Below are 26867 nucleotides of genomic sequence, written 5' to 3'. Positions count from 1 at the left end.
GGTCGTGACCGGAACCGCTTCTCCTATGCCGGCACCGTGCCGTGCTGCGCCGCCCAGTCGGTGTTCAACCCGAACGGCGTGACCGGCCTCGACTTCTTCGGCACCGTCCGCGGCCGCCTCGGCTACGCCTTCGACCGCACCCTCGTCTACGCCACCGGCGGTTTCGCCTACGGCGCCGGCGGCGGTCGCGATTTCGGCCTGCCGAACCGCTCCTCCGACGACTTCCAGACCGGCTGGACCGTCGGCGGCGGCGTCGAGTACGCTCTGCCCACCGACTCGTTCCTGAACTTCTTCCGCTCGTCGGCCGTGACCGTGAAGGTCGAAGGTCTGTACGTGAACATGGACCGCGGTGGTCTGGGCGGCGCCTTCGCCGTCAACAATGCCGGCACCCTGATCACCACCACGTCCCCGGGCGTGGCCGTGATCAGCGGCCTGAACCGTCGCGACACCGAGTTCGCGGTGGTCCGCGCCGGCCTGAACTACAAGTTCGGCTCCTACTAAGATCCGGCCCGCCGTCGTCTGACGGAGTGTTGAGCTAGAGCATTTTCCGACGAAGTGGACACCGGTTCGTCGTAGACAATGCGGCAACATCAAACAGCTAGAGAAGCTTTGCGATTGCACCGCGATCGTGAAGCTCTCTAGGGCTCGAAGTTCCGATTTAGGCGCGAAGGTCTGCTTCGGGACGGAAGGATACCAACGAGGCCGCCTCCAAAACAGGGGCGGTCTCGTTGTCGTTTGTGCGATTACATCGATTGCTTAGAACGTTCGGGGGCCTGCCGACCCCACGGAGTCGCGCTTTTTCCCCTGGTCCGCGGCTATCTCAGTGTCGGCGACTCGCCGGGTTTCAGGTGGCGGTCCTCTCCTTCGGGGCCACCCGAAGAGACGTGGCCGTTCAGGCGTGCCAGATGGTCGAAGACGTGCTCGAAGGCATCCGTCACGGCCCGTTCAAAGGCGCCGTCGCCTTTGCCCTGGGCGTCCTTGAGGGCGCTGAGCAGCGCCCGGTGCTTCTCGGTATCGCTCGACATGGGCTTCTCCCGGCCGGTCGGTGCACGGCCTTCCGAGCCAAGTACGGAGACCGTGCCGGGTTCCGAAGGGCCGGGATGGCGTTGACGATTGGTGAGACGGTGGTGGCCGCGATGGGGGCGACCAATGCCTGTGGGATGGCCCCCCCGGATTGGTTCTGGCTCACCTCGCGTGGATGGATCAGGCGGTCAGAATCATGCGGCGTTTCAGGAGTGGGAGTGGGATTGCCCCGTTTCTGATACTGCTCGCGAATCCTTCTGTCGTAACCGGGGCAAGTTCGCGGGCGATAATCCGAAACGGCTCGGACAGGGCGGTTCGGTGGAGCCGCAAGTCCTTGCAAGCAAAATATCTCGCATCCGCGAGATCGAAAATGCCACACCTGCTTGCCCGTGAATTTGCCCCGGTTACCCGCCGAGGACCGTTGCTTCCGGCCCTGACCACGGACGCGGCCGCCTCGGTACTCTGCCGCCTCAGCCCCCGATCTTCGGCCGATCGGTGCGCAGCGGCCCGCGCCAGTCGATCCCCTCCAGCAGCCTGGCGAGTTGGGCCGGCGTCAGCGCGGCGGCGGCACCGGCGGTGGACGAACAACGGCACGAAAGCCAGGATGATCCCGGCGAAGCGGGCGGGCAGGTCCGGCATGGCGATGTCGCTTGGTCGACACCGCGCCCGCCAACCCGGCACGCCTCCTTCGTCACCCCCGCTCGGGCCGGGTCGCCGACCCGCGACACAATCGAGCTCCGTGTGTCAATCACATTTTTCACAAAACTGATGGATGGTGAGCCCCGGAACCCATCTCCTACGGGGAAACAACAAAACCTTGTGGCCAGCAAAAAATCAGGGAGGGTAAAGCTGCCCTGTGAGCCCGTCGTCAGGCCAGATCACCTCTCAGATGATTTATAGGCAATCGCTCTCCACCGGAGAGGCGATGCGCTCAATTTTTATGCAAATGCGGCAAATGAAACCCATGGCATGCCCGGAAATCATTATTTATGGTAGTTATTATTCATCATAAATTTCGCCGACATCGGCGTCATCCGGAATGGACTCGAGATCGAAGGATCGTCACCATGACAATCACAACGAGGGACGGCGTGCAGCTCCACGTCGAAGAGGCCGGGCACGGCACCCCGATCCTGTTCATCCACGAGTTCGGCGGCAATCATGCGAGCTGGGAGCCGCAGATGCAGTTCTTCAGCCGGCGCCATCGCTGCATCACCTACGCGGCGCGGGGCTATCCGCCGTCCGACGTGCCGGAGAGCCTCGACGCCTACTCGCAAAGCCTCGCCGCCGCCGACGCGGTCGCGGTACTGGATGGCCTCGGCATCGACAAGGCGCATATCGTCGGTCTGTCGATGGGCGGGTTCTGCACCGTGCATGTCGGCCTGCGCTCTCCCGAGCGCGCCCTGTCGCTGACGGTGGCGGGCGCCGGCTATGGCTGCGAGAAGGAATTCGAGGCGTACTTTCGCACCATCTCGCTCGACGTGGCCGACAATTTCGAGATGAAGGGCGCTAAGGAATTCTCCAAGATCTACGCGCTGGGCGCCAGCCGGGTGCAGTTCCAGAACAAGGACCCGCGCGGCTGGCAGGTCTTCGCCGACCGGCTCGCCACCCATTCGGACAAGGGCGCGGCGATGACGATGCGCGGCGTCCAGGCCCGGCGTCCGTCCTTCTACGATCTCGAGGACGAGCTGAAGCGGATGGCGGTGCCGACCCTGGTGGTGGTCGGCGACGAGGACGACCATTGCCTCCAGCCCGGGATCTTCCTCAAGAAGACGATCCCCGCCTGCGGGCTCTCGGTGTTCCCGAAGACCGGCCACACCCTGAACCTGGAGGAGCCCGCCGCCTTCAACGCGCTCGTGGCCGAGTTCATCGCCCAGGTCGAGGCCGGGCGCTGGCTGCCCCGCGATCCGCGGGCGCTGCCGGGCCAGATCATGCGGACGACCTGACGATGGTCGCTCCCGAGTCCAGCCGGCTCTGGCGCCGGCTGATGACGCTCGCCGAGATCGGCGCCATCCCGGGCGGCGGCGTCGACCGCCAGGCGCTCACCGAGGGCGAGGCGTCAGGCTGGCGCCTGGTCATCGGCTGGGGCCGCGAGGCCGGGCTGCATCCGGCGACGGATGCGGCCGGCAACCTCTTCCTGGTCCTGCCCGGCCGCGACCGGGCGGTGGCACCGGTCCTGCTCGGCAGCCACCTCGACACCCAGCCGACCGGCGGGCGCTTCGACGGGGCGGCGGGAGTGCTCGCCGCCCTCGACGCGGTGACCGATCTCGCCGCCAGCGGACGAGTGCCGGAGCGCGACTGCGTCGTCGTCGCCTGGATGAACGAGGAGGGCTCCCGCTTCGCCCCCGGCATGATGGGCTCGGAGGCGTTCTGCGGCGTGCGCGACCTCGCGGCGATCAGGGCCGTCCGCGACGCGGACGGCATCACCGTGGGCGACGCCCTCGACCGCTTCCTCGCCGGCTTCCCCGACCTGCCGCGCCGGCCCCTGGCTGCGCCGGTGGCGGCCTATCTGGAGCTGCATATCGAGCAGGGCCCAGTGCTGGAGGCGGCGGGCTGCCCGGTCGGGATCGTCACCGGCATCCAGGGCAAGAAGACCGTTTCGGTGTGCCTCTCCGGTGCGGAGGGTCATGCCGGCACCCTGGCGATGCCGGAGCGCCGCGACGCGGTGGCGGCCTTCGCCCGCTGTGCCGTGGCACTCCACGCCGCCATCGGCGGCCTCGATCCGGCGATCAAGTTCACCATCGGGCGGGTGCAGGTGACGCCGAACGCCCCCTCGGTGATCGCCCGGGAGGTCCGGTTCAGCATCGACCTGCGCCACCCGGACAATGCGGTGCTCGACGCGGCGGGGGCGCGGATCGCCCCCCTCTGCGCGGCCGAGGCCGCTCCCTGCACGGTGGCGGTGACGCCGCTCGTCACCGCGCCCTCGAACGCCTTCGATCCGGTGCTCCGGGAGCGGATCGGGCGGGCGGCGGCGGATCTGGGTTTCCGGGCGATGCCGCTCCTCTCGGCGGCGGGGCACGATGCCCGCCACCTCGCCGGCCTGTGCCCGAGCGCGATGATCTTCGTGCCCTGCCGCGCCGGAATCAGCCACGCCCCGGCCGAATGGGCCGAGCCCGCCGACCTCGCCGCCGGCACGGCGGTGCTGGCCCGGCTCCTTCACGACCTCGCCTTCGCCACGGCCCTGCCCCTCGCGGGGCCGCCCGGATGACCGGGCGGACGATCCGCGGCGAAAGCCGGCGCAGCGGCCAGGGAGGAGACAGGCGTCTCCGCTGAGCCTACATCAGGAGCGCTCGCCACGCTGGATCCGAGCATCCGGAACACGGGGCCGATGGACGCCGCGACGCCGACCGATCTGATGCGTCTCCAGGACAAGGCCGCCGATGCGGCCCGCCTGCTCCGCCTCCTCGCCAACGAGAAGCGGTTGCTGATCCTGTGCCTGCTGGTCGCCCGCGGCGAGATGGACGTGACGAGCCTCGCCGCGGAGGTCGGGCTGAGCCAGTCGGCTCTGTCGCAGCACCTCGCCAAGCTCCGGGAGGACGGGCTGGTCGCGTATCGCCGCGAGAGCCAGACGCTCCACTACCGGCTCGAGGATCCCCGGGCCGCCCGGATGCTGGCGACCCTCAAGGATATCTTCTGCCCGGATCTCGGCTGACCGCTTCCGGCGGAACCAGGGCCGGCCAGCGGAGATCGCACTTGCCATCAAATTAGAAAATGCTAATTTAGTAATACCTCATTCATGAGGCGCGGCTGGGCCCATCGCATGATGGCCCCGTCGGCACCGATACGCGGGATCTTTCTCCATGGATGGCTTCACGCCGGTCAGCGCGCTTCTCGGCGGGATGATGATCGGAACCGCCGCGGCCCTGTTGCTCATCCTCAACGGACGCATCGCCGGCATCAGCGGTATCATCGGTGGTCTGATCGGCCGGCCCTCGGGCGAGACCGGATGGCGGGCCGCCTTCCTGGCCGGTCTCGTTCTCGCTCCCCTCCTCTACCGACTGGCCGGGAGCCTGCCGGCGGTGACGGTCGACGCCTCCGTCCCGCGGCTCGCGGTGGCTGGGCTCCTCGTCGGGTTCGGGGCCCGCCTCGGTTCCGGCTGCACCAGCGGCCACGGGGTCTGCGGCCTCGGCCGCCTCTCGCCCCGCTCGCTCGTCGCGACCGGGACCTTCATGGCGGTCGCCATCCTGACCGTCCTCGTCGCCCGTCATCTGGCGGGAGCCTGACTGTGGAAAGGACCTTCTCCGCCTTCGGCGCCGGCCTGCTGTTCGGCCTCGGCCTCCTTGTCTCCGGCATGGCCGACCCCGGCAAGGTTCTCGCCTTCCTCGACGTGACCGGGCGCTGGGACGCGAGCCTCGTCCTGGTGATGGCGGGCGCCGTCGCGGTCTCCGCCGCCGGCACCCTCCTCGCCCGGCGCCGCGGCCGGCCGCTGCTCGCGTCCCGGCTGGAGATCCCGACCCGGCGCGACATTGATCCGCGCCTCGTCGGCGGCGCCGCGATCTTCGGCCTCGGCTGGGCCCTCGTCGGCCTGTGCCCCGGGCCGGCGCTCACGCTGCTGACGGTGGCACCGGCGCAGGCCGCGACCTTCGTCGCCGCCATGGTCGCCGGGATGCTGCTGGTCGGCCTGCTCATGCCAACGGCCGAAGATGCGGACGCATCGAAGCGATCTCGGGCAGGCCCGTGATCGACGCGGCCGTTGACCCCATCTCGACTGTTCGATGCCAAGCCCAGAAATCCGGGACCTTGGGCTTGGCGAAAACTCGAGAGCGGAAACCAAAGGTCGTTGGCTTTCGGCCGTTGGTCTTACACCGCCTTGCCGACCAGGCTCCCGATGCCGGCCGTCACCGCCATGGCAAGCGCCCCCCAGAAGGCCACGCGGGCCGTCGCCTTCGGCACCGCGGCTCCGCCCGCCTGGGCGCCGAGGGCGCCGAGCACGGCCAGGAAGACGAGCGAGGCGGCCGAGACCGTATAGACCGCAAGGTCGGCCGGCGAGACCAAAGCCACGACGAGGGGTAGGGCCGCGCCCGCCGAGAAGGTCGCGGCCGAGGTCAGGGCAGCCTGGACCGGTCGCGCCGTCGTGAAATCCGAGATGCCCAACTCGTCGCGGGCATGGGCCCCGAGGGCATCCTTGGCCATGAGCTGCTCGGCGACCTGGAGGGCCAGGGTGCGATCGAGCCCGCGATCGACGTAGATCCGCGCCAGTTCTTCCTTCTCCCCCGCCGGGTCGTCGGCGAGTTCCCGGCGCTCGCGGGCGAGATCGGCCTTCTCGGTATCGGCCTGGGAGCTGACCGAGACGTATTCGCCCGCCGCCATCGACATCGCGCCGGCCACGAGCCCGGCACAGCCCGCCACCAGCACCTCGCTGGTTCCGGCCGCGGAGGCGGCGACGCCCACGATCAGGCTGGCGGTCGAGACGAGGCCGTCATTGGCTCCGAGCACGGCGGCGCGCAGCCAGCCGACGCGGTCGATGAGATGCTGTTCGACGTGGACGGGTCGCATCGTGGTCAGGGGCTCCGGTGACGCAGGACGGCGTCGTGCCGGGCATCGTGGTGTATCCGTGCCACCGTAGCGTGACACAGGGTAAAGCGCCCCGATCCGCTCGCGCCGGTCCGTGATCCGCCCGGACCGGCATACCTCATTCTCGGGTGTATTTGCCCTTGACAGCCCCTCGACTTGCGATCGGTATGACCGGCACGGGACGAGGCGGGCGACGACGAGGCGATGGGATGAGGCGGCGCGATCTTGTCCTGCTCGCGGCCGGCGCCATCGCGGCCTCGCCGGCAGCCTGGGCGCAGGGGCGGGGCTCTCCGTTCCGGGTCGCCGTTCTCGGGAGCGTGGCGGCGACCAACCCCGTCAGCCTCAACGAGCTGGCCTGGCTGAGAGAGGGGCTGGAGATGGAGGGCTGGGCCGAGGGCCGGGACTTCCTGCTCGACGCCGCTTACGCCGACGGCGATTACGGCCGCTTCCCTGCGCTGCTGGGCGAACTCCTCGGCCGGCGGCCGGGCGCGATCACGGTGGGGACCATCGCGGGCGCCAAGGCGGCGCAGGCGGCGTCCAGAACGGTTCCGATCGTCATGCTGGGGCTGAACGATCCGGTTCGGACCGGGCTCGTGGCGAGCCTCGCGAGCCCGGGCGGGAACGTGACCGGCCTCGCGACCCAGAACGAGGACCTTCAGCTCAAGCTGTTCGGGCTGATGCAGGAAGCGCTGCCGCGCGCCCGCACGGTCGCCGCCATCCTCAACCCCGAGAACCCCTCGAACCCGAGCATGCTGTCGGCGGTCGCCCGGGCGGCGGCGGCGGCCGGGCTGTCGCTCGATGCCGTCGCGATCCCGAGCCCGGCTGCGGCGGACGGCGCGCTCCGGGCGATCGCCGACAAGCGGCCGGACGTGGTGTTCGTCCTCCCGGACGTCGCGCTCGCGGGGCTGCTCGGCCGCATCGTTCAGGCCGCCACCGCCATGGGCGCGCCGACGATCGGGACGTTCCTCGAACTGCCCGAGATGGGCGGCCTGCTCGCCTACGGCTTCATGCGCCGGGACACGGTCCGGCGCGCCGCCTCCTTTCTCAGGCGGCTCGCCGAGGGGGCCGTGGCGGCGGATCTGCCCGTGGAGCAGCCGACGGCGTTCCGCCTCATCGTGAGCGTCCGCGCGGCCGCCGGGCTCGGCCTCGCGATCCCGCCCTCGGTCCTCGCCCGCGCCGACGAGGTCATCGAGTGAGGCAGGGCGCGGGCGCTCCGGGGGCCGCGGCGCCGGCGCGCCGGCGCCTCCCTCTCGCCGTCAAGTTCGCGGTCGCGTCGGTCGGGCTCGTCACGCTCGTCCTCCTCATCAACGGCGGCATCAATGTCTGGCTGAACTACGAGGAGGCGAAGCGCACCGCCGTCCGGGTGCAGCAGGAGAAGGCCCAGGCGGCGGCCGAGCGGGTCGATCTGTTCATCTCGGACATCGAGAGCCAGATCGGCTGGACGACGCGGACCGAGTGGCGGCGCGTGCCGCTGGAGCAGCAGCGTTACGACTTCATCCGCCTGCTGCGCCAGGCGCCCGCCGTCACCGACGTGTCCTACCTCGATCCATCCGGCAAGGAACAGCTCAAGGTCTCGCGCCTTGAGCCCGATCAGGTCGGCTCGGGCGAGGACGTCTCGGCCGAGCCGCGCTTCCGGGACGCGGTCGCCCAGAAGGTCTGGTTCGGGCCGGTCTACTTCCGACGCGGCTCCGAGCCCTACATGACGATCGCGGTCGCCCATGCCGGCCGGCACCCGGGCGTCACGACGGCGGAGGTCAATCTCAAGCTCGTCTGGGACGTGATCACCTCGATCAGGCTCGGCCAGAAGGGCTACGCCTTCGTGGTGACCTCGGCCGGGCGGCTCATCGCGCATCCGGATCTCAGCCTCGTCCTGCGCGACACCGACCTGTCCCGCCTGGCTCAGGTCGCCCGCGCGCTGCCGGCCCGGGCGGGCGGCCCCATCCCGGCCTCGACCTCCGAGATCGTGACCGATCTCGACGGCAACGCGGTGCTGTCGGCCCACGCGACGATCGGCCGGGTAGGCTGGATCGTCTTCGTCCAGTCGCCGGTCTCGGAGGCCCTGGCGCCGGTCTACGCCGCGCTCTCCCAGACGCTCGCCCTCCTGGCCCTCGGCCTTCTCCTGGCGACCGTCGCCGGCACGTTCCTGTCGCGCCGCATGGTGGTGCCGATCCGCCGCCTCCAGGAGGGGGCCGAGCGGCTCGGCTCCGGCGACCTCGCGCAGCGCATCGCGATCCGCACCGGCGACGAGATCGAGACGCTGGCCGACCGTTTCAACCAGATGGCCGGCCGCATCCAGGACAGCTACGAGACCCTCGAGGCCAAGGTCGAGGAGCGGACGCGGGACCTCGAGGACACCGTTCAGGTGCAGACCGCGACCGGCGAGGTGCTGGGCGTGATCTCGCGCTCTCCCCACGATCTGCGGCCCGTGCTCGACACGATCACCGCGACGGCCGCCCGCCTCTGCGAGGCGCCGGACGCGCGGATCCATCTTCTGAGCGACGGCACCTTCCGTCTGACGGCCTCGACCTCGGACGCTTCGCCCCCCGTCGACGGGCCGGGCGCGACGGCGGAGCGGGCCGCCCGGGAGCTGCGCATCGTCCATGAGCCCGACCCCGCGGAGCCGGCGCACGATCCGGACGGGCCTTGCGACGAGACGGTCCGAACCGTGGTGTCCGTGCCGCTGATCCGGGAGGGGGTCGCCGTCGGCGTCCTCACGCTGCGCCGTGCCACCCGCCAGCCGTTCACGCGGCGCCAGATCGCGCTGCTGACGAGCTTTTCCGATCAGGCCGTCATCGCCATCGCCAACACCCGTCTGTTCGAGGAGGTGCAGGCCCGCACGGCGGAAGCCGAGCAGTCGCTCAACGACCTGCGCCTCGCACAGGACCGGCTCGTCCAATCCGAAAAGCTCGCCTCGCTCGGCCAGCTCACCGCGGGGATCGCCCACGAGATCAAGAACCCGCTGAACTTCGTGAACAATTTCTCCACCTTGTCGGCCGACCTGATCGACGAGCTGACCGAGGTGCTGGCTCCGGTCCCGCTCGATGACGCGATCCGCGAGGAGATCGACGCGCTGACCGGCCTGCTGAAGGGCAACCTCGAGAAGGTCGTCAGCCACGGCAAGCGCGCCGATTCGATCGTCAAGAACATGCTGCTGCACTCGCGCGAGGGATCGGGCGAGCACCGGCCGGTCGACGTGAACGCGCTGGTGGAGGAGAGCCTGAACCTCGGCTATCACGGCGCCCGCGCCGACAAGCCCGGTTTCAACGTAATCCTCGCCCGCGCGCTTGACCCATCGGCAGGCCAGGCGGATCTGTACCCTCAGGAGATCACGCGCGTGCTTCTGAACCTGATCAGCAACGGCTTCTACGCGGCTGCCAAGCGCCAGGCGGAGGAAGGCCAGGGCTTCGAGCCGATGCTGACGGCCACCACGCGCGATCTCGGCCCGCAGGTCGAGATCCGCATCCGCGACAACGGCACCGGCATCCCGGAGGACGTGAGGGCCAAGATGTTCAATCCGTTCTTCACCACCAAACCCGCCGGCGAAGGCACCGGCCTCGGCCTCTCGCTCAGCCACGACATCGTGGTCAAGCAGCATGGCGGCATGATCGACGTCGCGACGGAGCCCGGCGTCTTCACCGAGTTCACGATCGTGCTGCCCCGCGCCGCTGCCTCGGCGAGGAGCGGCGCATGAGCGTCCTGATCCTGGTCGTCGACGACGAGACCGACGTGGCGGACCTGTTCCGCCAGCAGTTCCGGCGCGAACTGCGATCCGGCCGCTTCGTCCTGGACTTCGCCCAATCGGCCGATGCCGCCATGGCGCGGATGGCGGCGTCGGACGGGACGAGCCTGATCCTGATGCTCTCCGACATCAACATGCCGGGCATGACCGGGCTCGACCTCCTGCCGAAGGTGAAGGCCCTGCGTCCCGACGTGCCGGTGATCATGATCACCGCCTATGGCGATGCCGAGACGCGCCGCCGGGCGATCGAGGGCGGTGCCTCTGGCCTCCTCACGAAGCCGATCGACTTCGCCGAGCTGCGGCAGCGGATCGATCAGCGCCTCGCCGACATCGACAGGGCCGCATGAGCGTCAAGATCCTGGTCGTCGACGACGAGCCCGATCTCGAAGCCCTCGTCGTCCAGAAGTTCCGGCGGCAGATCCGTGCCGGGACGGTGACGTTCCTGTTCGCGCGCGATGGCGTCGACGCGCTGGCGACGATCGCCGAGACCCCTGATCTCGACATGGTCGTGTCCGACATCAACATGCCCCGCATGGACGGGCTGACGCTGCTCGGCAAGCTTCAGGAGGCCGAGACCACGCTCTCGACCGTGATCGTGTCGGCCTATGGCGACATGGCGAATATCCGCACCGCGATGAACCGCGGCGCCTTCGACTTTCTCACCAAGCCGATCGACTTCGCCGACATGGAGACGACGATCGCGCGGACGATCCGGCATATCGGCGTCCTGCGCGAGGCGCGGCGCCGGCAATCGGAGGCCGAGCGGGCGCGGACGAACCTGTCGCGCTTCTTCTCGCCCAACCTCGCCGAGAGGCTCGCCGCCGACCCGTCCGGCCTCGATCTCGGCGGCTGCCGGCGCGAGGTCGCCTCGCTGTTCACCGACATCGCCGGCTTCACGACCCTGGTCGAGAGCCTGGATCCCGCACTTCTCGCCGAACTCCTCAACGGCTATCTCGGCGCGATGACCGAGATCGTGTTCGCGCATGACGGAACGGTTGCCAAGATCGTCGGCGACGCGATCCACGTCCTGTTCGGGGCGCCGGGTGACCAGCCCGACCATTGCGACCGCGCGATCGCCTGTGCGCTGGCACTGGACGAGGCGGCGCAGGCGTTCCGCGCAGGATGGCGCGAGCGTGGCGTGGCGGTCGGCGCGACCCGGATCGGCGTCCATGCCGGCCCGGCGATCGTCGGCAATTTCGGCGGCGGACGCTTCTTCGACTACACCGCCTATGGCGACACCATCAACACGGCGGCCCGGCTGGAATCCGCCAACAAGCCGCTCGGCACCCGCATCTGCGTCAGCGCCGCCGCAGCCGGGCGTGCGACGGCGTTCCGCGGCCGTCCGGTCGGCGATCTCGTCCTGCGCGGCAGGAGCGAGGCGCTGCGCGCCTTCGAGCCGCTCCGGCCGGACGCCTCCGACACCCCCCTGACGTCCCAGTACTGCGACGCCTTCGCCAAGCTCGAAGCCGGGGATCCCGGCGCCCTGGCGGCCTTCGCCGCGATCGTGGGGCAGCGGGCGGACGACGTGCTGGCGGGCTTCCACCTGAGGCGCCTGCTGAACGGCGCGACCGGAACACGGATCGAGCTTGGCTGAGCAGGACCGCGCCGCGATCGATACCAGCGTGGCCTCCATGCCATCGGCCACTTGACACGACATGGCACAAAGCCCTCTGAGACCCATGCCTTTTAAGGTGGTTTTTACTGATAAAAACTTGGTATTCATCTGATGGCGACGCGCCATTTTCTTCAGATCAGCATTCTGGTGTCCGGAGCACTCTGGACCGCCGAATGCCCCATCAAGCTTGGCCGCACCGCAATCGCATTCTGCAGCAATTCCAAGTATTTAGCACCTTAAAAGGCATGGGAGCAAGAGCCCCTCACCGCCCGCATCCCGCCACGCCGATGCATCGCTGCAAGGGCCTGCCCGTCCCGGGTCGGTGCCTGTCGCCCCCGTCCCGGCCTCGTCGCGCACGGGAGATGCAACCCACCGTCAGGGTCGATCGCTCCGTGCTGCGAGAGGACTCCGCCGATCCGGACGGACCAGGATGCCCACCATCGATGCGATCCCGGGCAAGCCCGAGATCGACGCAGCCGTCGATCCCTCTCGAAGGCGCCATGCCGAGCCCGGATGATGTCCGCCCCCCGGCCGGGATCGTGACCTTGGCGACCGTCCGGGGGCGGCACCGAGGGCCGCTTGCCGCCGATCGGCAGCACGCGACCCGCGTGGCCTGGCCGCTCAGCGAGGCGGTATCGTCAGAAGTCTCTGGCCGACCTTGATCGTCGTTCCTTCGGCGATGCCGATGCAGGGCACGTAGCCGGGCGGCGCCAGCATGACGATCGTCGAACCGTGCTGAAACCACCCCATCTCGTCGCCCTTGGCGAGAGGCACGTCGCAGGGGATCGTGCGCGGGCCGCCCTGGCGGAGATCGAGGGTGATGTCGAGGAATCTGAGGCGCACGCTCGCGACGAGGATCGCCGCGACGGCGACCAGCGTCACCGCCTCGCCGGTCGCGTCGAGGCGCAGGCGGATCGCCGCGCGCTCGTTGCGGCAGAACAGGTTCTCGATGCGCTTGAGGGCGATGGGATTCACGTTCCACGTGTCACCGGAGATGTAGGTGACCGCCTCGACGCGCGCGTCGTGGGGCGCATGGAAACGGTGATACATGCTCGCCGTCAGCCGGAGCGTGACGAACACCCCGTCCCGGTATCGCTCGGCCGCCTCGACGCTCCCGAGCAGGTCTTCCAGGCGGTAAGGGAACCCCTTGACCTGGAACAGCCGGGTGCCCTCGATCGGGCCGTGGGCCCCGACGATCGCGTCGCAAGGGCTGACGATCACGTCCGCCGCGGGATCGATCGGACGCGCGCCCGGCTTCAACTCCCGGATGAAGCAGTCGTGCAGGCTGTCGAAGCGCGTCTTGCGCGCGTCCGACAGGTCGAGATCGGAGAAGAGGCGCCATGCCCACATCGACAGGTCGCGCACCAGCGGCTGCTCGACCTTGGCCAGCCAGCCGACGAGGCGGGTCGTGAGCCGGCGCGGGATCCGGTTCGTGAGGAGGAAGTTCAGATCCTCGTGGCGGGCGAGGCTGAGGAGGGTGGAGCGAAGTGTCATCATCCCGTGACATGTCCTTGGTTCACGCTGACCGCATGGATGCTCTCGGAATCACCACGGTCGCCGCCGCCGGAGCGGCTCTGGCTCTTCTCGGTGCGAAGGCGCGCCAGCGCCTCGCGCTGTCGCGGGCGAAGCACCCCTCGCTCACGGGCCATGTCAGGATGGCGCGCAGGATCGCCGCCCAACTGCCCTTCTATGAGTATGGCGAAGCGGAGTTCGTCCGGGTCGACGGTGCCCCGGACGACGTCGCCGCGCGCCGCAGCCGCGGCTTCGCGCGCCTGTCCGCGCTCTATCGTGAGCGCTACGCGACAACCCGCGCCGAGACCGAGGCCGCCAAGGCCGGCATCTCCGACCTTCAGTTCACCGGGCGCTACCGTGTGCCGTTTCAGTTCAGCCGGATCGTCCGCGAGCACCTGTCGGCGGGGTCGTTCCTTCAGAGCGCATCCGGCGTCCAGGTCACCGATCTCGACGGCAACCGCTTCTACGACCTGACGGGCTCCTACGGCGTCAACCTGCTCGGCACGGATGCCTACAAAGCCTGCATCGCGGAAGGCGCCGGCACGGTCGAGGCGCTCGGGCCGGTCCTCGGCGCCCTGCACCCGGTCGTGGCCGACAACGTCCGTCGCCTGCGCGCGCTCTCCGGACTGGACGAGGTCTCGTTCCACATGTCCGGGACGGAGGCCGTCATGCAGGCCGTCCGCCTGGCGCAGTACCAGACCGGCCGGCGCCGCCTCGTGCGCTTCTGCGGCGCGTATCACGGCTGGTGGGGCGACGTTCAGCCCGGCATCGGCAATCCCCGTCCGGCTAACGACACGCTGACGCTCGCCGACATGTCCGAGCGGACGCTGACGGTGCTGGCACGGCGCCGCGACATCGCCTGCGTGCTCGTCAACCCGATCCAGGCGATGCACCCGAATGCCGGGGCGCCCTCCGACGGCTCGCTCGTCGATTCCGGCCGTCACGCCGCCTTCGACCGCGGCGCCTATGCGGCCTGGCTGAAGCGCCTGCGCGAGGTCTGCACCGCGAACGGCATCGTCCTCATCTTCGACGAGGTCTTCGTCGGCTTCCGCCTCGCGCCGGGCGGCGCCCAGGAGTATTTCGGCGTCCGGGCGGATCTCGTCACCTACGGCAAGACCCTGGGCGGTGGCCTGCCGATCGGCGTCTTGTGCGGGCGGCACGCCCTCATGCGGCGCTTCCGCGACGACCGGCCCGGCGACATCTGCTTTGCCCGCGGCACGTTCAACGCGCATCCCTACGTGATGGGCGCGATGAACGCCTTCCTGCGCCGGCTCGACACGCCGGAGGTCACGGAACTCTACGCGGATCTCGATGCGCGCTGGAACGCCCGGGCGGCCGAGGTGAACCGGCGCCTGGAGGCCGAGGGCCTGCCCGTGCGCGTCGTCAACATGTCGTCGATCTGGACTGTGCTCTACACACGGCCCGCCCGCTTCAACTGGTTGCTGCAATACTATCTTCGCCTCGAAGGATTGGCCCTGTCCTGGGTCGGCACAGGGCGCCTGATCTTCAGCCTGAACTACACCGACGCGGATGTCGCGGCGGTGACCGACCGCTTCGTCGCCGGCGTCCGGGCGATGGAAGCCGACGGCTGGTGGGCCGGCCCGGCCACCAGCAACCGGACGATCCGCCGCGGCGTGCTGCGCGAGATGCTCGCCGTGCGCTGGCGGGGCCTGCGCGGACGCACCAGCCCGGCCGGGAACCGGGCGGAGCCCGAGGCGGTCCCGGGCGAATAGGCCCCGAGCCTGATCGGGGGACGCCGGTAACGGTTCGCCATCCGGGATCTGGAGCGCCGCACGATGGCCCGGGCGACCGGGTGGCGCTCCAGGCAGAGTCGCGGAGACCGGCCACCCAAGCGTGTGCCCGGTATTCCCGCTAGAGCACTGCCCGATTACGTTGCAATCGGGCAGTGCTCTAGATCTCTGATTGTGCCGCATTTTCTACGGCGAACCGGGATCCACTTCGTCGCGGAAAATGCTCTAGGGGCGGCGGATTTTGGCCGCAACACCGGCCACCGCTCTCGCGATGCCTGCCGAGAGCATGGTCCGACGGAGGTGGATACCGGTTCGTCGGACGCCAATCGGCGACATGAAAGAGCGACGAGCGGCGCCCGATCGCCACGCGATCGGACGCTGCTTGTTTTCGGTTGGTCGGCTGTTACCGCGCGGCGCTCCGGGCCGCCTCCTCGGCGACCTCGTCCGCGAGGCCCCGGTCGATCAGCTCGCCCTGCATCAGGTAGAGCGGCGCCCGGTAGTACAGCTTGATGTCGTGGAAGGGGTCGGTGATGATCTTCGCCGCCCAGACCAGCCCGGTCTCGACGTCCCGGATGACGAAGAGCTGGAGCACCCGGAACACGAGGCCGCCGATTCCGATCGCGAACCACAGCATGCCGACGTGCCGGACGAGTTCGCCCGCGCTCTGGTGCGGCTCGATGAGGCCGAACAGCGACGGGCTCACGTAGAAGACGAGCGGCGAGAGCGCCCAGACCGCCATCAGCACGACCTTGCGCTGCAGATTGTAGCCGACCTTGATCTCTTCCTTGTGGTCGTGGGTGGCGTGATTGACGGTGTCGTAACCCTTCGGTTCGAAGAAGAAGTGGCCCGCCTGGCGACTCGTCATCGAGACCAGCCAGGCGAGCAGCGCCGCGGTGGCCGGGTCCTTGAAGCAGATCACGTAGGCAAGCACGAAGCTCAGCGCGCTGACCAGATGAAGCGACTGGTTGATCCGGCTGTGATGATAATAGCGATGGTCGTCCCACCGCTGCACGCGCAACGCTTCGAGAAAGCCGCCCATTATCGTCTCCTCTCACGGGGAAGGTATAGCGTCGAATCGCCGGCCGCGGCCGGCGACGGAGGCGCGGGACGCGCCCGCAGGTCACGCCGCGTCGGTTTTCCGCAGGCGGATCAGCCAGAAATGGCCGAGCGGCGGCAGCGGCCGGCGCTCGATCACGCTCACGCCCTTGGTGCGACCCACCCAGGCCTGATAGCGCTGCCACGAGAACTCGGTGCGCCAGCCCAGCCGGTTGACCACCGGCTGGAGCAGCGTCTCGATGGCCCCACGCAAGCCGCGATCGGCCCCGATGCGGCTCGTGATGACGATCTCGCCGCCCGGGCGCACGACGCGCAGGAACTCGTCGAGAGCCGCCTCGGGATTCGGCACGGCGGTCACCACGTACTGGGCCACCACCACGTCGAAGGAGGCGTCGGCGAAGGCGAGGTGCTCGGCATCCATCACCTCGAGCTGCTCGACATTGCGCAGGTTCAGCTGCCTCACCCGCTCGCGGGCCTTCTCCAGCATTGGCGCCGACAGGTCGACGCCGACGAGACGGCTGCGCGCGGAATAGTGCGGCAGCGAGAGGCCGGTACCGACCCCGACCTCGAGGATGCGCTCGCCCGCCTGCTCGGCGGCCGTGATCGCCGCCGAGCGGCCGCGCGCGAAGACCTTGCCGAAGACGAGGTCGTAGATCGGCGCCCACCGATCATAGGCTTTGGCAACCCCTTCCGTCCGCATGTCGTCGACTGCGGGCAGCGCACTATTCCCTGCCATGGATGAAGCTCCGGATGATGGATGACTCAGGCGGTCGCGCGGGCTTCGGACCAGTCCGGCCTGCGGATGCGCGCCCGCGACACGTTGCGGGCGAATTGCCGCGCGCTCGCTTCCCACGAGCGGCCGAGCGCGAAGGCCCGGCATTCCGCGCGGGAAACGGTCAGGGCCCCGAGGCAGGCGGCCCGAAGGTCCTCGTCGAGCACGCCGACGGCGCGGCCGCCGATCACGTCCCGTGGCCCCGTGACCGGGAAGGCCGCGACCGGCACGCCGCAGGCCAAGGCTTCGAGCTGGACGACGCCGTAGGTATCGGTCCGGCTCGGGAAGACGAAGACGTCCGCGGCCGCGATATGGGCCGCGAGATCCGCCCCGTGGCGCTCGCCCAGGAAATGCGCCTCGGGATACCGGGCCTTCAGCTCGTCGAGCTGCGGTCCGGCGCCGATCACGACCTTCGATCCGGGCAGATCGAGCGACAGGAACGCCTTGAGATTTTTCTCGACGGCAACGCGGCCGACATTGAGAAAGATCGGCCGGGGCAGCGCGAGGGGGGCGGCCACGGACGGGTTGAACAGCTCGGTATCGACCCCGCGGGTCCACAGCCCGAGGCGCCGGAAGCCGCGCCCGCGCAATTCGCGCACCAGCGAGTCGGTCGACGCCATCGTGACCCGGCCCGCGGCGTGGAAGCGGCGGAGAACCCAGTAGCTCCAGGAGGCGGGCACGAAGAAGCGCGCCGCGATGTATTCCGGGAACTTCGTGGTGAAGCTCGTGGTGAACGGAAGCCGGTGCCGGATGCAATAGGCCCGGACCGCGTGACCGATCGGCCCCTCCGTGGCGATATGGATGGCATCCGGGCGCGCCGCCTCGATCCGGCGCGCGATCTCGTGGCTGCCGGGGATCGCCAGGTGCAGGCCGGGATAGCTCGGCACCGGGAACGTCGAAAACCCGTCCGGCGACAGGAAGACGATCTCCATCCCGACCTGAGGCGCGCATCGTGCGAGCGATGTCAGTGTTCGCACGACACCGTTGACTTGCGGCGCCCAAGCGTCCGTCGCAACTAAAACCCGCATTTCGCCGGCAGTCCCCCTGGCCAACCGTCAACGAAGGCCCGCGCGACATCCGCAGGGCAACGGTCCGTTCCTTGAACGCGAAGCATTCCCCGAGCGGTACAGTTCAATTTTTACATCTAGATGACATCGAAAGACGCGGCAGAGATTCCGGATTCGCGGTTTTTATTAGACGACAAACTAATGCGGCCGGCGAGGCGCCGCCTCCCGAGGGGAACCTCGCTCGAAGGGCGTGGCCAGCCAGCCTCGGCATGCGTTGGCACTGCGCCAGCATCGATCGGTCGGGCATCGGCACGATCCCGCGAGGCTCCGGCATCGCCGCCTGCACCGTCAGGCTCATCGCGACCGACCACTCGCTCCCACCCGTCTGGGCACCACAAATCGCCGGAAGGGCGCGCGCCATTCGGACCGCATCGGCCATGCCGAAACGGCGATCCTTTGCTGAGGGTTCAGGATCGCCGACCCGACCGGCGCGATGAGGGCCGGTTCGCTGCCCTTGCTCGTCGCTCGCCGCGGTGCGGTCCATCGTGACATCGCTTCGAGCACGCCCGGCGTGATCTGCGGCCGGATGTCCGATCCGCCGAGGCAGAGGCGCATCGCCCCATCCGCTGTCCTGTCCCTGACGTGTGGCCGTCAGGTACGACGGCGAGGCGTCCGGTAGTCTGACGCTTTCCCGGTCCGGCGGCATCGCCGCTCAGGGGCGATGACGGTGTACAACGGGTTCCAGGGCAATCGGGTGAAGCAATAAATGGGCCCCGGTGACGACATTGAGGCAACGACGCGCCGATAGTAACTGCTAGAGAAATGACAGTCATTCCGCCAGTTTCAAGGTATCTAATTTTGAATTATATGGAATTTCACTGAATTGAGATCGGGCGCCTCGCCCTCAGGCCGAACCCCGGGGCACGGCATGAACGTCCGGCATTCCGCCATGCGTCTGAATTCAATGATCTTTTTACGTCGGCGGGGGTGGGTCATGACGACGCGACCGATGTCAGAGTGTCTCGGCGGGTCGAGCAACAGGCTCCGGCGCGATGCGTCCGGCCGCGAGGAGGCCGACGACGGCCGCGAAGGCGAGCGGCTTGTCGATGAGCGGCACGCCGGCCTCGCGGGCCCGCATGCGGATGCGCGGGCTGGGATGGCCGGTGATCAGGACGACGGGCACCCGGTCATCGAGATCCCGCAGGCGCCGGCAGACCTCGAGCCCCTCCATCCCGGGCATGACTTGGTCGAGCAGCACGCAGCGCGGGCACGGCCCGGGGAAGACGGACAGCAGCTCGGGCCCGCTGGCGAAGGTCACGATGCGGTGCCCTTCGCTCTCGAACAGGAAGCGGGTCGAGCGCAGGATCGCCGGATCGTCGTCCACGACGTAGATGGGGGATGCGCTCGGCATGGGGCCCGCCATGGGACTCGGGGCACAGGGGTGGAGACCGCATCTCGAACGCGGCGCCCGGAGCGTGAGACCAACGGCCTCAGAGGCTCACGCCTCAGGCGGTTGGTTGATCTCGCATCGTCGGTTTCAAGCCGAGGCTTGGCAACACGGTGAGAACGGCATCCAAGGTCGTTTCACGGACCCGTGGTATCGATCGCCCGGGGACCGCGCGCCTTGACCTGGGTCAAGCGGAGCGGGGGCGGCCGGATCACCCCTCCATGGCCGCTGCGCCGTTGCGGTGAATCACGGCCGCGCCGGGGCGAGAACCTGGGCTTGCGACTCTCACCGGAAGCGATCGCTGTCGATGCCCGCTTCATCCCCGCTCGCCGTCCTGCGCGGCATCCTCATCGGCACCATCGTGGAGGACGAGCCTCACCGAAGCAGATTTCGCCGAAGTGGTCACCGGTTCGGCGATAAAAATCTGCGACAAAACAAGAACCTAAGCGGGCGAAGCGGTAACCGGGGCACCTTCACGGGCGACACTCCGAAACGGCTCGGACAGGACGGCGCGATGGAGCGGCAAGTCCTTGCAAACGAAACATCTCGCATCCGCGAGATCGAGAATGCTGCGCTTGCTTGCCCGTGAATCTGCCCCGGTTACCGCTTCGCCCGCTTAGGTTTTTGTTTGATTATAGATGGTTGCAGCTGAACCGGTGACCACTTCGGCGAAGTCTGCGTGTCCCCGACGGGAGAGATGATCGCGCCAGCGATTGCTGGGTCGGTCTTGTGCCGGGCCCGGAATCCCGTGGGGCTGGACGCCCCACGGGATCACGGTCACGCGCTCAACTTGTCGCGCATCGGCAACTGGCGGATGCGCCGGCCGGTCGCCGCGAAGATCGCGTTGGCGATGGCGGGCGCCACCGGCGGCACGCCGGGCTCGCCGACGCCGCCCAGCGGCTTGTCCCAGGACCCGCCCTGGACGAGGTGCACGTTGATGATCTTGGGCGCCTCGTTGATCCGGGTCAGCTCGTAGGTGTCGTAGTTGTCCTGGACGGCGCGACCGTTCTTGAAGGTGATCTGGGCGGTGAGCGCGAGACCCATGCCCATCACCACCGCGCCCTCCAGCTGCGAGCGCACCCGCTCCGGGTTGACCTGCTGGCCGCTGTCGATGGCGATGTCGACCCGCTGGACCGTGACCTCGCCCTTCGGCCCGACCTCGACCTCGGCGACTGCCGCCGTGTAGGTCACGAAGCTGTAATGCGCCGCGATGCCGAGGCCGCGCCCCTTCTCGACCTTGCGGCCCCAGCCGGCGCCCTTGGCCACCGCCTCGATCACGTTGCGCAGGCGCCCGGTATCGAAGGGATAGCGCGAGGGATCCTCGCCGTAGTTCCAGGCATCCCCGATCTTGACCGGATCGATGATCCGCGCCGGGCCGATCACGTCGAGCAGGTAGTCCTTCGGGTCGCGGCCGGCCATGTGGGCCAGCTCGTTGATGAAGGACTGCACGGCGAAGGCGCGCGGGATGTTCGACACCGAGCGGAACCAGCCGATGCGGACATGGGCATCCGCCGGCGGGTTCTCCATCCGCATGTTGGGGATGGCGAACGGCACGTTGACGAGGCCCATCCCGAGTTCGATCGGGATCTGCTCGTTGGCGCCGGCCACGAAGGTCGAGCCGATGGTCGGGGCCGCGCTGCGGTGCAGCCAGGCGATCGGCATGCCCTTGTCGTCGAGGCCGGCCTCCAGCCGCTCCACCGAGACGGTGTGGTAGTAGCCGTGATGAAGGTCATCCTCCCGGGTCCAGGTCATCTTGACCGGAGCGCCGTCGACCGCCTTCGAGCAGAGCGCCGCCTCGACGAAGTAGTCGGGCTTCGACTTGCGGCCGAAGCCGCCGCCGAGCAGCGTCACGTTCACGGTGATCGTCTTCGGATCGACGCCGAGGCGCTTGGCGATCCGGTCGCGGGCGGCCTGGGGCGACTGCACGCAGCCCCACGCCTCGATCGTGCCGTCCTTGGCGATCCTGACGGTCGCGGCCGGCGGCTCCATCGGAGCCTGGACGAGGTGCGGGATGTAGTACTCGGCCTCGAGGCGCTTGACCGCCTTCTTCATCGCCGCGTCGACGTCGCCCTCCTGGCGCACCACCTTGCCGGGCTTGCGCACGGCCTGTTCGAGGGTGGCCCGGTAGGCGTCCGAATCGTAAGCAGCGTTCGGCCCGTCCTCGAAGGTGGGCTTCAACGCCTCGCGGCCCTTGATCGCCGCCCAGGTGTTGCGGGCGATGACCGCGACGCCGCCGGTCGGCATGAACTCGTAAGGAGGGGCTGGCGGATCGATGGTCACGACCTTGACGACCCCCGGCACCTTCAGGGCGGCGGCCTCGTCGAAGCTCTTGACCTTGCCGCCGAAGACCGGCGGGCGGGCGACCACGGCGTAGAGCATCCCCTCGACGCGGGTATCGAGGCCGTACTGTGCCTTGCCGGTGGTGATGCCGACATTGTCGATGAGCCCGACCCGGCCCTTGCCGATATAGCGGAAGGCCGAGGGGTCCTTGAGCGTCACCGTCGACCGGTCGGGCACCGGCATGGCGGCCGCGGCCTGCGCCACATCGCCAAACGCCATCCGGCGGCCGGTCTTGGCGTGGACGAGGGCATGGTTCTCCGCCGTCACCTCGGAGGCCGGCACGCCCCATTGCTTGGCGGCGGCCGCGACCAGCATGGTGCGGGCGGCGGCCCCGGCACGGCGCAGCGGCATGAAGAAGTGCCGGAGCGAGCGCGAGCCGTCGGTGTCCTGGTTGCCGAAGCGCTCCTCGTCGCCATGCGCCTGGGTGACCTTGACCTTGGCCCAATCGGCCTCCAGCTCGTCGGCGATGACGAAGGCGACCGAGGTCCGCACGCCCTGGCCCATCTCCGCGCGGGTGCAGGTCACCGTCACGGTGCCGTCGGGCGCGATGGCGACGAACAGGGTCGGATCGTCGCGCCAGCCGTGAGGCATGCCGTCGGCGCCGAATTTCGGCGGGTCGGCGGCGAGCGCGCCTTGCGGCTTCAGCGACAGGGCGAGGACCAGGGCGCCGGCGCCAGCCAGCAGCCCGCGGCGGCTGAGCTGGCCGGGCGAGACCGTCTGAATCGCGGAATCCGGCTCCTCGGCCGGGGCGGCGGTCATGAAGGAGAGGTCGTGGATCACAGGCGATCTCCCTGGCCGGCCTTCGGGGTCAGCCCCGCCGCCTGCTTGATGGCGGCGCGGATGCGCGGATAGGTGCCGCAGCGGCACAGGTTGCCGCTCATCGTCGTGTCGATGTCGGCGTCGGTGGGCTTCGGCGTCTCCTTGAGGAGGGCCGCCGCCTGCATGATCTGCCCGGTCTGGCAATAGCCGCACTGCGCCACGTTCAGCTCGCGCCAGGCCGCCTGGACCGGATGGTTGCCATCCGGCGACAGGCCCTCGATCGTCACGACCGGCTGGCCGTCGGCGGCCGAGACCGGGGTCTGGCAAGCCCGCATCGCGGTGCCGCCGACATGGATGGTGCAGGCGCCGCAGGCCGCGACACCGCAGCCGAACTTGGTGCCCGTCAGGCCGAGCTCGTCCCGCAGGTACCAGAGCAACGGCATCTCGGGATCGCCGTCGAAGCGGCGCTCCTCCCCGTTCACGTTGAGCTTGATCATCGTCGCCCTCCGGCTTCGGGAGGTGTGCCGGGGCGCCCCGCGGACACGATTCCGGTCGCGGCGCCTCGCCTCCCTCTCGTTCACGCACGTCGTCAAGGGCGCGCCGTCCTGTGACGGTGGCGCCCCGCTCCTCCCCGATCACGCCGCGCACGGCGTGAGACCCGCTCGCTGGCAGTTTTGCTTCTTGAGCGGTCCGCCCCGTCGGGGCCGCACCCCACGGACCGTCCCGCCGCGCCCGAACCTCAGAATGGTTTCAGGTTAGGGATGGGTAACCCGGACTCGCGCGTGTCGGCAAGCGGGGCGCCCACCGTCAGCTTGCCGCGCACCCGCCCGCGACAACGCCTTGCTGGGCAGACGGTTTTCGTGTATCGGGCCAACCTCCGGTGGGTCCGATGCCGGGATGCCGCATGCCGGGTGACGAGCCCTCGCATCGCGCTCCGGTCAGACGCCTTCCGGAACACACGTTTCTGCCCGTCGATCATGCGCCGGCCCGCGCCCCTTCACATTTCGGGGAGCGGCGGTTTCGAGGGTGTCCTCGGAACTCCGGCGGGCGGAAGCGGCCCGTTCATACGAGCCGCCGGCGCCGTCCCCCCGGATAGGGCGGGACGAAAAGGAGCATCAATGTCCGCAGGTTTGCAAGGCGCCGCGTCGAGCCGCGAGGATTTCGCCGCCCTCCTGGAAGAGTCGTTCCGGGAGCACGAGATCACGGAAGGCTCCGTGGTCAAGGGCCGGGTGGTGGCGATCGAGAAGGACGTCGCCGTCATCGACATCGGGGCCAAGACCGAGGGCCGCGTCGCCCTCAAGGAGTTCACGGGCCCCGGCCGTGACCAGCCGATCAGCGTCGGCGACGAGGTCGAGGTCTATGTCGACCGCATCGAGAACGCGCTCGGCGAAGCCGTCATCTCGCGCGACAAGGCCCGCCGCGAGGAGAGCTGGGTCAAGCTCGAGAAGGCGTTCGAGAACAACGAGCGCGTCAGCGGCACGATCTTCAACCAGGTCAAGGGCGGCTACACCGTCGATCTCGACGGCGCCGTGGCGTTCCTGCCGCGCAGCCAGGTCGACATCCGTCCGGTCCGCGACGTCACCCCGCTGATGGGCACGCCGCAGCCGTTCCAGATCCTCAAGATGGACCGCCGCCGCGGCAACATCGTGGTGTCGCGCCGCACCGTGCTCGAGGAGAGCCGGGCCGAGCAGCGCTCCGAGCTGGTGGCCAACCTCGAAGAGGGCCAGGTCATCGACGGCGTGGTCAAGAACATCACCGAGTACGGTGCGTTCGTCGACCTTGGCGGCATCGACGGCCTGCTGCACGTCACCGACATGGCGTGGCGCCGCGTCAACCACCCGTCCGAGGTGGTCAACATCGGCCAGACCGTCAAGGTCAAGATCATCAAGATCAACCACGAGACGCACCGCATCTCGCTCGGCATCAAGCAGCTCCTGGCCGATCCGTGGGAGGGCATCGCCGCCCGCTACCCGGTCAACGCCAAGCTCAAGGGCCGCGTGACCAACATCACCGATTACGGCGCCTTCGTGGAGCTGGAGCCGGGGATCGAGGGCCTGATCCACGTCTCGGAGATGAGCTGGACCAAGAAGAACGTCCATCCGGGCAAGATCGTCTCCACCTCCCAGGAGGTCGAGGTTCAGATCCTGGAAGTCGATCCGGTCAAGCGCCGCATCTCGCTCGGCCTGAAGCAGACCCTCCAGAACCCGTGGGAGGCGTTCTCCGAGAAGCACCCGCCGGGTACCGAGGTCGAGGGCGAGGTCAAGAACAAGACCGAGTTCGGTCTGTTCATCGGCCTCGAGGGCGACGTCGACGGCATGGTCCATCTCTCGGACCTCGACTGGAACCGTCCGGGCGAGCAGGTCATCGACGAGTTCAAGAAGGGCGACATGGTGCGCGCCCAGGTTCTCGACGTCGACGTCGAGAAGGAGCGCATCTCGCTCGGCATCAAGCAGCTCGCCGGCGATCCCTTCGCCGATGCGGGTGAGGGCATCCGCAAGGGCCAGGTGGTCACCTGCGAGGTGCTCGAGGTCAAGGATTCGGGCATCGAGGTCAAGATCGTCGATTCCGACCTCCAGACCTTCATCCGCCGGGCCGATCTCGCCCGCGAGCGCAACGACCAGCGCCCCGAGCGCTTCGCCGCCGGCGAGAAGGTCGATGCGCGCGTGACGCAGTTCGACCGCAAGGCCCGCCGCGTCCAGCTCTCCATCAAGGCCCTCGAAATGGCCGAGGAGAAGGAGGCGATCGCCCAGTACGGCTCCGCCGATTCGGGCGCCTCGCTCGGCGACATCCTCGGCGCGGCCCTCAAGGCTCGCCAGGGCGACAGGAAGTAAGGGATCCAAAGCAAGGGATCCGTCCAGGCCTCGCGGCCCGGACACCCCGACGACGACCGGACGCCCGCGCGGGGACACCCCGCGCGGGCGTTCTCGCATCCGGCTTCCCGCGCGAATTCCCGCGATCGGAAAGGGGGATGCCGAGAAACCGGTCTTGCCGCTGCGCGACGGCCGAGGGTAGAACACCGCGGGAGCGAGATGCGCCAATGACTTGCAGGGAGCGCCCCTGCGGTACTGGCGCCTCTGGGGTCAGACCAGGATATGGGCGCCGCATGGCCATCGATGCCGAACTTCTCCTCGACCGGCGTTCCTTGCGCCGGAAGCTGTCCGTCTGGCGCGCCGTTGGGATCGGGGCGCTGATCGTCGCCGCCGGCGCCGTCGGCTGGCGGGCGGCCGGGGGCCGGGGGTTCTCCGCCGCCACGCCGCAGATCGCCCGCATCAGCATCGACGGCTTCATCGCCGGCAGCGAGAAGACCCGCGAGCTGATGAAGCGCGTCGGCGACTCGAGCGCGGTCTCGGGCGTCGTCGTCTCGATCAACTCGCCGGGCGGCACCACCACCGGTTCGGAGGAATTGTTCCGCAACCTGCGTGCGCTGGCCGAGAAGAAGCCGATCGTCGCCTTCGTCGACGGCACGGCGGCCTCGGGCGCCTACATCACGGCGATCGCCGCCGACCACATCGTCGCCCGCGAGACCAGCCTCGTCGGCTCGATCGGCGTGCTGTTCCAGTACCCGGACGTGTCGGGCCTGCTCGACAAGGTCGGGGTGAAGGTCGACGAGGTGAAGTCGTCGCCGCTCAAGGCCGAGCCGAGCGGCTTCCACCCGACCCCGCCGGAGGCCCGCGCCGCCCTCCAGGCGATCGTCGGCGACACCTATGGCTGGTTCAAGGACCTGGTGGCCGAGCGCCGCAAGATGAACCCCGACCAGATCAAGGTGGTGGCGGACGGACGGGTGTTCAGCGGCCGCCAGAGCGTGCCGCTCGGCCTGATCGACGAGACCGGCAGCGAGCGCCAGGCCGTCGCCTGGCTCGAGCGCGAGAAAGGCATCCCCAAGAACCTGCCGGTGCGGGACTGGAAGCCGCGCTCCGACAGCCGCTTCGGCCTGTTCTCGGCCGCGGCCGTCGGGGCCGGGCTACTCGGCTACGACGACCTCGCCGCCCGCCTGCGGCAGGCCGGCACCGAGACCGCCAGCCTGACCCAGGGCGGCCTGCTCGCGGTCTGGCGCCCGTAATCCCTTCCCGTGCGTCGTCCCCGGCCGGCCCCGCCTCTCTCGAGACCATATTGCCCATGATCAAGTCCGAGCTGGTCCTCAAGATCGCCGAGCAGAACCCGCACCTGTATCAGCGCGACGTCGAGAACATCGTCAACGCCATCCTGGACACGATCGCGGATGCGCTGGCGCGGGGCGACCGGGTCGAGCTGCGTGGCTTCGGCGCCTTCTCGGTCAAGCGCCGGGAGGCGCGGCGCGGCCGCAACCCGCGCACCGGGGCCGCCGTGGCGGTG

General features: G+C 69.0%; 25 protein-coding genes. 15 read left to right on the top strand and 10 right to left on the bottom strand.

All coding sequences use genetic code 11. The annotated features are described in order from the left end of the window. Positions 1–501, top strand: a 501-nt coding sequence (locus tag VP06_RS09765) for an outer membrane protein (RefSeq protein ID WP_048463579.1), incomplete at its 5' end; no start/stop codon positions are given. A 314-nt stretch (positions 502–815) separates the two neighbouring features. Here VP06_RS09765 and VP06_RS09760 read toward each other — a convergent pair. Next, positions 816–1025 carry a hypothetical protein gene (locus VP06_RS09760; RefSeq protein WP_048463578.1) on the bottom strand — a complete coding sequence of 70 codons (210 nt, stop codon included), beginning with the start codon at positions 1023–1025 and terminating at the stop codon, positions 816–818. 1065 nt (positions 1026–2090) lie between these two features. Between VP06_RS09760 and VP06_RS09755 the strand changes: the two genes are divergently transcribed. The 5 genes from VP06_RS09755 (at position 2091) to VP06_RS09735 (ending at position 5704) form a co-directional block, all read left to right on the top strand. Continuing rightward, positions 2091–2969, top strand: coding sequence for an alpha/beta fold hydrolase (locus tag VP06_RS09755; protein WP_048463577.1), 879 nt, complete (start codon positions 2091–2093; stop codon positions 2967–2969). A gap of 2 nt (positions 2970–2971) precedes the next feature. Next, the gene (locus VP06_RS09750; protein WP_048463576.1) at positions 2972–4231 is read left to right on the top strand and encodes a Zn-dependent hydrolase; all 1260 of its coding nucleotides are present in this window, start codon (positions 2972–2974) and stop codon (positions 4229–4231) included. Positions 4232–4351: 120 nt separating this feature from the next. Further along, a complete protein-coding gene (locus VP06_RS09745) occupies positions 4352–4675 on the top strand; it encodes an ArsR/SmtB family transcription factor (RefSeq protein WP_048463575.1) in 324 nt (107 codons plus the stop codon). 148 nt (positions 4676–4823) lie between these two features. Continuing rightward, positions 4824–5246 carry a YeeE/YedE family protein gene (locus VP06_RS09740; RefSeq protein ID WP_048463574.1) on the top strand — a complete coding sequence of 141 codons (423 nt, stop codon included), beginning with the start codon at positions 4824–4826 and terminating at the stop codon, positions 5244–5246. A gap of 2 nt (positions 5247–5248) precedes the next feature. Next, positions 5249–5704, top strand: coding sequence for a DUF6691 family protein (locus VP06_RS09735; protein WP_048463573.1), 456 nt, complete (start codon positions 5249–5251; stop codon positions 5702–5704). Between the two features lie 119 nt (positions 5705–5823). On the opposite strand, the gene VP06_RS09730 is transcribed toward VP06_RS09735, so the two are convergent. Continuing rightward, positions 5824–6519, bottom strand: coding sequence for a VIT1/CCC1 transporter family protein (locus VP06_RS09730; protein ID WP_048463572.1), 696 nt, complete (start codon positions 6517–6519; stop codon positions 5824–5826). A gap of 227 nt (positions 6520–6746) precedes the next feature. On the opposite strand from VP06_RS09730, the gene VP06_RS33690 reads away from it, so the two are divergent. The 4 genes from VP06_RS33690 to VP06_RS09710 are packed head-to-tail and all read left to right on the top strand — an operon-like array spanning position 6747 to position 11870. Next, on the top strand, positions 6747–7733 hold the full coding sequence (locus tag VP06_RS33690; protein WP_053081642.1) for an ABC transporter substrate-binding protein: 987 nt from the start codon (positions 6747–6749) through the stop codon (positions 7731–7733). Further along, entirely contained in the window at positions 7730–10228 is a 2499-nt protein-coding gene (locus tag VP06_RS09720) for an ATP-binding protein (RefSeq protein WP_048463571.1), read from the top strand. Before VP06_RS33690 ends, VP06_RS09720 begins: the two co-directional genes overlap by 4 nt. After that, a complete protein-coding gene (locus VP06_RS09715) occupies positions 10225–10623 on the top strand; it encodes a response regulator (protein WP_048463570.1) in 399 nt (132 codons plus the stop codon). Before VP06_RS09720 ends, VP06_RS09715 begins: the two co-directional genes overlap by 4 nt. After that, positions 10620–11870: an adenylate/guanylate cyclase domain-containing protein gene (locus tag VP06_RS09710; RefSeq protein ID WP_048463569.1), complete on the top strand. Its 1251-nt coding sequence runs from the start codon at positions 10620–10622 to the stop codon at positions 11868–11870. Before VP06_RS09715 ends, VP06_RS09710 begins: the two co-directional genes overlap by 4 nt. A gap of 642 nt (positions 11871–12512) precedes the next feature. Here the strand turns inward: VP06_RS09710 and asd are convergent. After that, complete coding sequence (asd, locus tag VP06_RS09705; RefSeq protein WP_048463581.1) at positions 12513–13385, bottom strand: archaetidylserine decarboxylase; 873 nt, start codon at positions 13383–13385, stop codon at positions 12513–12515. A gap of 35 nt (positions 13386–13420) precedes the next feature. Between asd and VP06_RS09700 the strand changes: the two genes are divergently transcribed. Then, positions 13421–15136: an aminotransferase class III-fold pyridoxal phosphate-dependent enzyme gene (locus VP06_RS09700; protein WP_048463568.1), complete on the top strand. Its 1716-nt coding sequence runs from the start codon at positions 13421–13423 to the stop codon at positions 15134–15136. 421 nt (positions 15137–15557) lie between these two features. Here the strand turns inward: VP06_RS09700 and VP06_RS09695 are convergent, their stop codons facing one another. The 5 genes from VP06_RS09695 to VP06_RS09680 all read right to left on the bottom strand — a co-directional run bounded on the left by VP06_RS09695 (position 15558) and on the right by VP06_RS09680 (position 19400). After that, positions 15558–16193 (bottom strand): hypothetical protein, encoded by a 636-nt coding sequence (locus tag VP06_RS09695; RefSeq protein WP_048463567.1) that lies wholly within the window; start codon positions 16191–16193, stop codon positions 15558–15560. 81 nt (positions 16194–16274) lie between these two features. After that, complete coding sequence (locus tag VP06_RS09690) at positions 16275–16946, bottom strand: class I SAM-dependent methyltransferase (RefSeq protein WP_048463566.1); 672 nt, start codon at positions 16944–16946, stop codon at positions 16275–16277. A 26-nt stretch (positions 16947–16972) separates the two neighbouring features. Further along, complete coding sequence (locus VP06_RS09685) at positions 16973–18010, bottom strand: glycosyltransferase family 4 protein (RefSeq protein WP_048463565.1); 1038 nt, start codon at positions 18008–18010, stop codon at positions 16973–16975. 103 nt (positions 18011–18113) lie between these two features. Further along, entirely contained in the window at positions 18114–18533 is a 420-nt protein-coding gene (locus VP06_RS36165) for a hypothetical protein (RefSeq protein WP_156295520.1), read from the bottom strand. A 468-nt stretch (positions 18534–19001) separates the two neighbouring features. Then, positions 19002–19400: a response regulator transcription factor gene (locus VP06_RS09680; RefSeq protein ID WP_197093173.1), complete on the bottom strand. Its 399-nt coding sequence runs from the start codon at positions 19398–19400 to the stop codon at positions 19002–19004. A gap of 343 nt (positions 19401–19743) precedes the next feature. Between VP06_RS09680 and VP06_RS36160 the strand changes: the two genes are divergently transcribed. Beyond that, complete coding sequence (locus VP06_RS36160) at positions 19744–20025, top strand: hypothetical protein (protein ID WP_156295519.1); 282 nt, start codon at positions 19744–19746, stop codon at positions 20023–20025. Between the two features lie 188 nt (positions 20026–20213). On the opposite strand, the gene VP06_RS09675 is transcribed toward VP06_RS36160, so the two are convergent. Then, positions 20214–22535, bottom strand: a complete 2322-nt coding sequence (locus VP06_RS09675; RefSeq protein WP_082167309.1) for a xanthine dehydrogenase family protein molybdopterin-binding subunit — start codon at positions 22533–22535, stop codon at positions 20214–20216. Between the two features lie 17 nt (positions 22536–22552). Then, positions 22553–23032: a (2Fe-2S)-binding protein gene (locus tag VP06_RS09670; RefSeq protein WP_048463563.1), complete on the bottom strand. Its 480-nt coding sequence runs from the start codon at positions 23030–23032 to the stop codon at positions 22553–22555. 621 nt (positions 23033–23653) lie between these two features. Between VP06_RS09670 and rpsA the strand changes: the two genes are divergently transcribed. From rpsA to VP06_RS09655, 3 genes are all read left to right on the top strand, one after another. Next, the gene (gene rpsA / locus VP06_RS09665; protein ID WP_048463562.1) at positions 23654–25366 is read left to right on the top strand and encodes a 30S ribosomal protein S1; all 1713 of its coding nucleotides are present in this window, start codon (positions 23654–23656) and stop codon (positions 25364–25366) included. A gap of 272 nt (positions 25367–25638) precedes the next feature. Beyond that, the gene (gene sppA / locus VP06_RS09660; RefSeq protein WP_048463561.1) at positions 25639–26595 is read left to right on the top strand and encodes a signal peptide peptidase SppA; all 957 of its coding nucleotides are present in this window, start codon (positions 25639–25641) and stop codon (positions 26593–26595) included. 56 nt (positions 26596–26651) lie between these two features. Then, a partial coding sequence (locus VP06_RS09655) for an HU family DNA-binding protein (protein WP_048463560.1) occupies positions 26652–26867 on the top strand: 216 nt, incomplete at its 3' end.

The organism is Methylobacterium aquaticum, assembly GCF_001043915.1.
In the GTDB taxonomy this organism is placed as follows: domain Bacteria; phylum Pseudomonadota; class Alphaproteobacteria; order Rhizobiales; family Beijerinckiaceae; genus Methylobacterium; species Methylobacterium aquaticum.
This window is presented reverse-complemented; position numbering and strand designations above follow the sequence as displayed.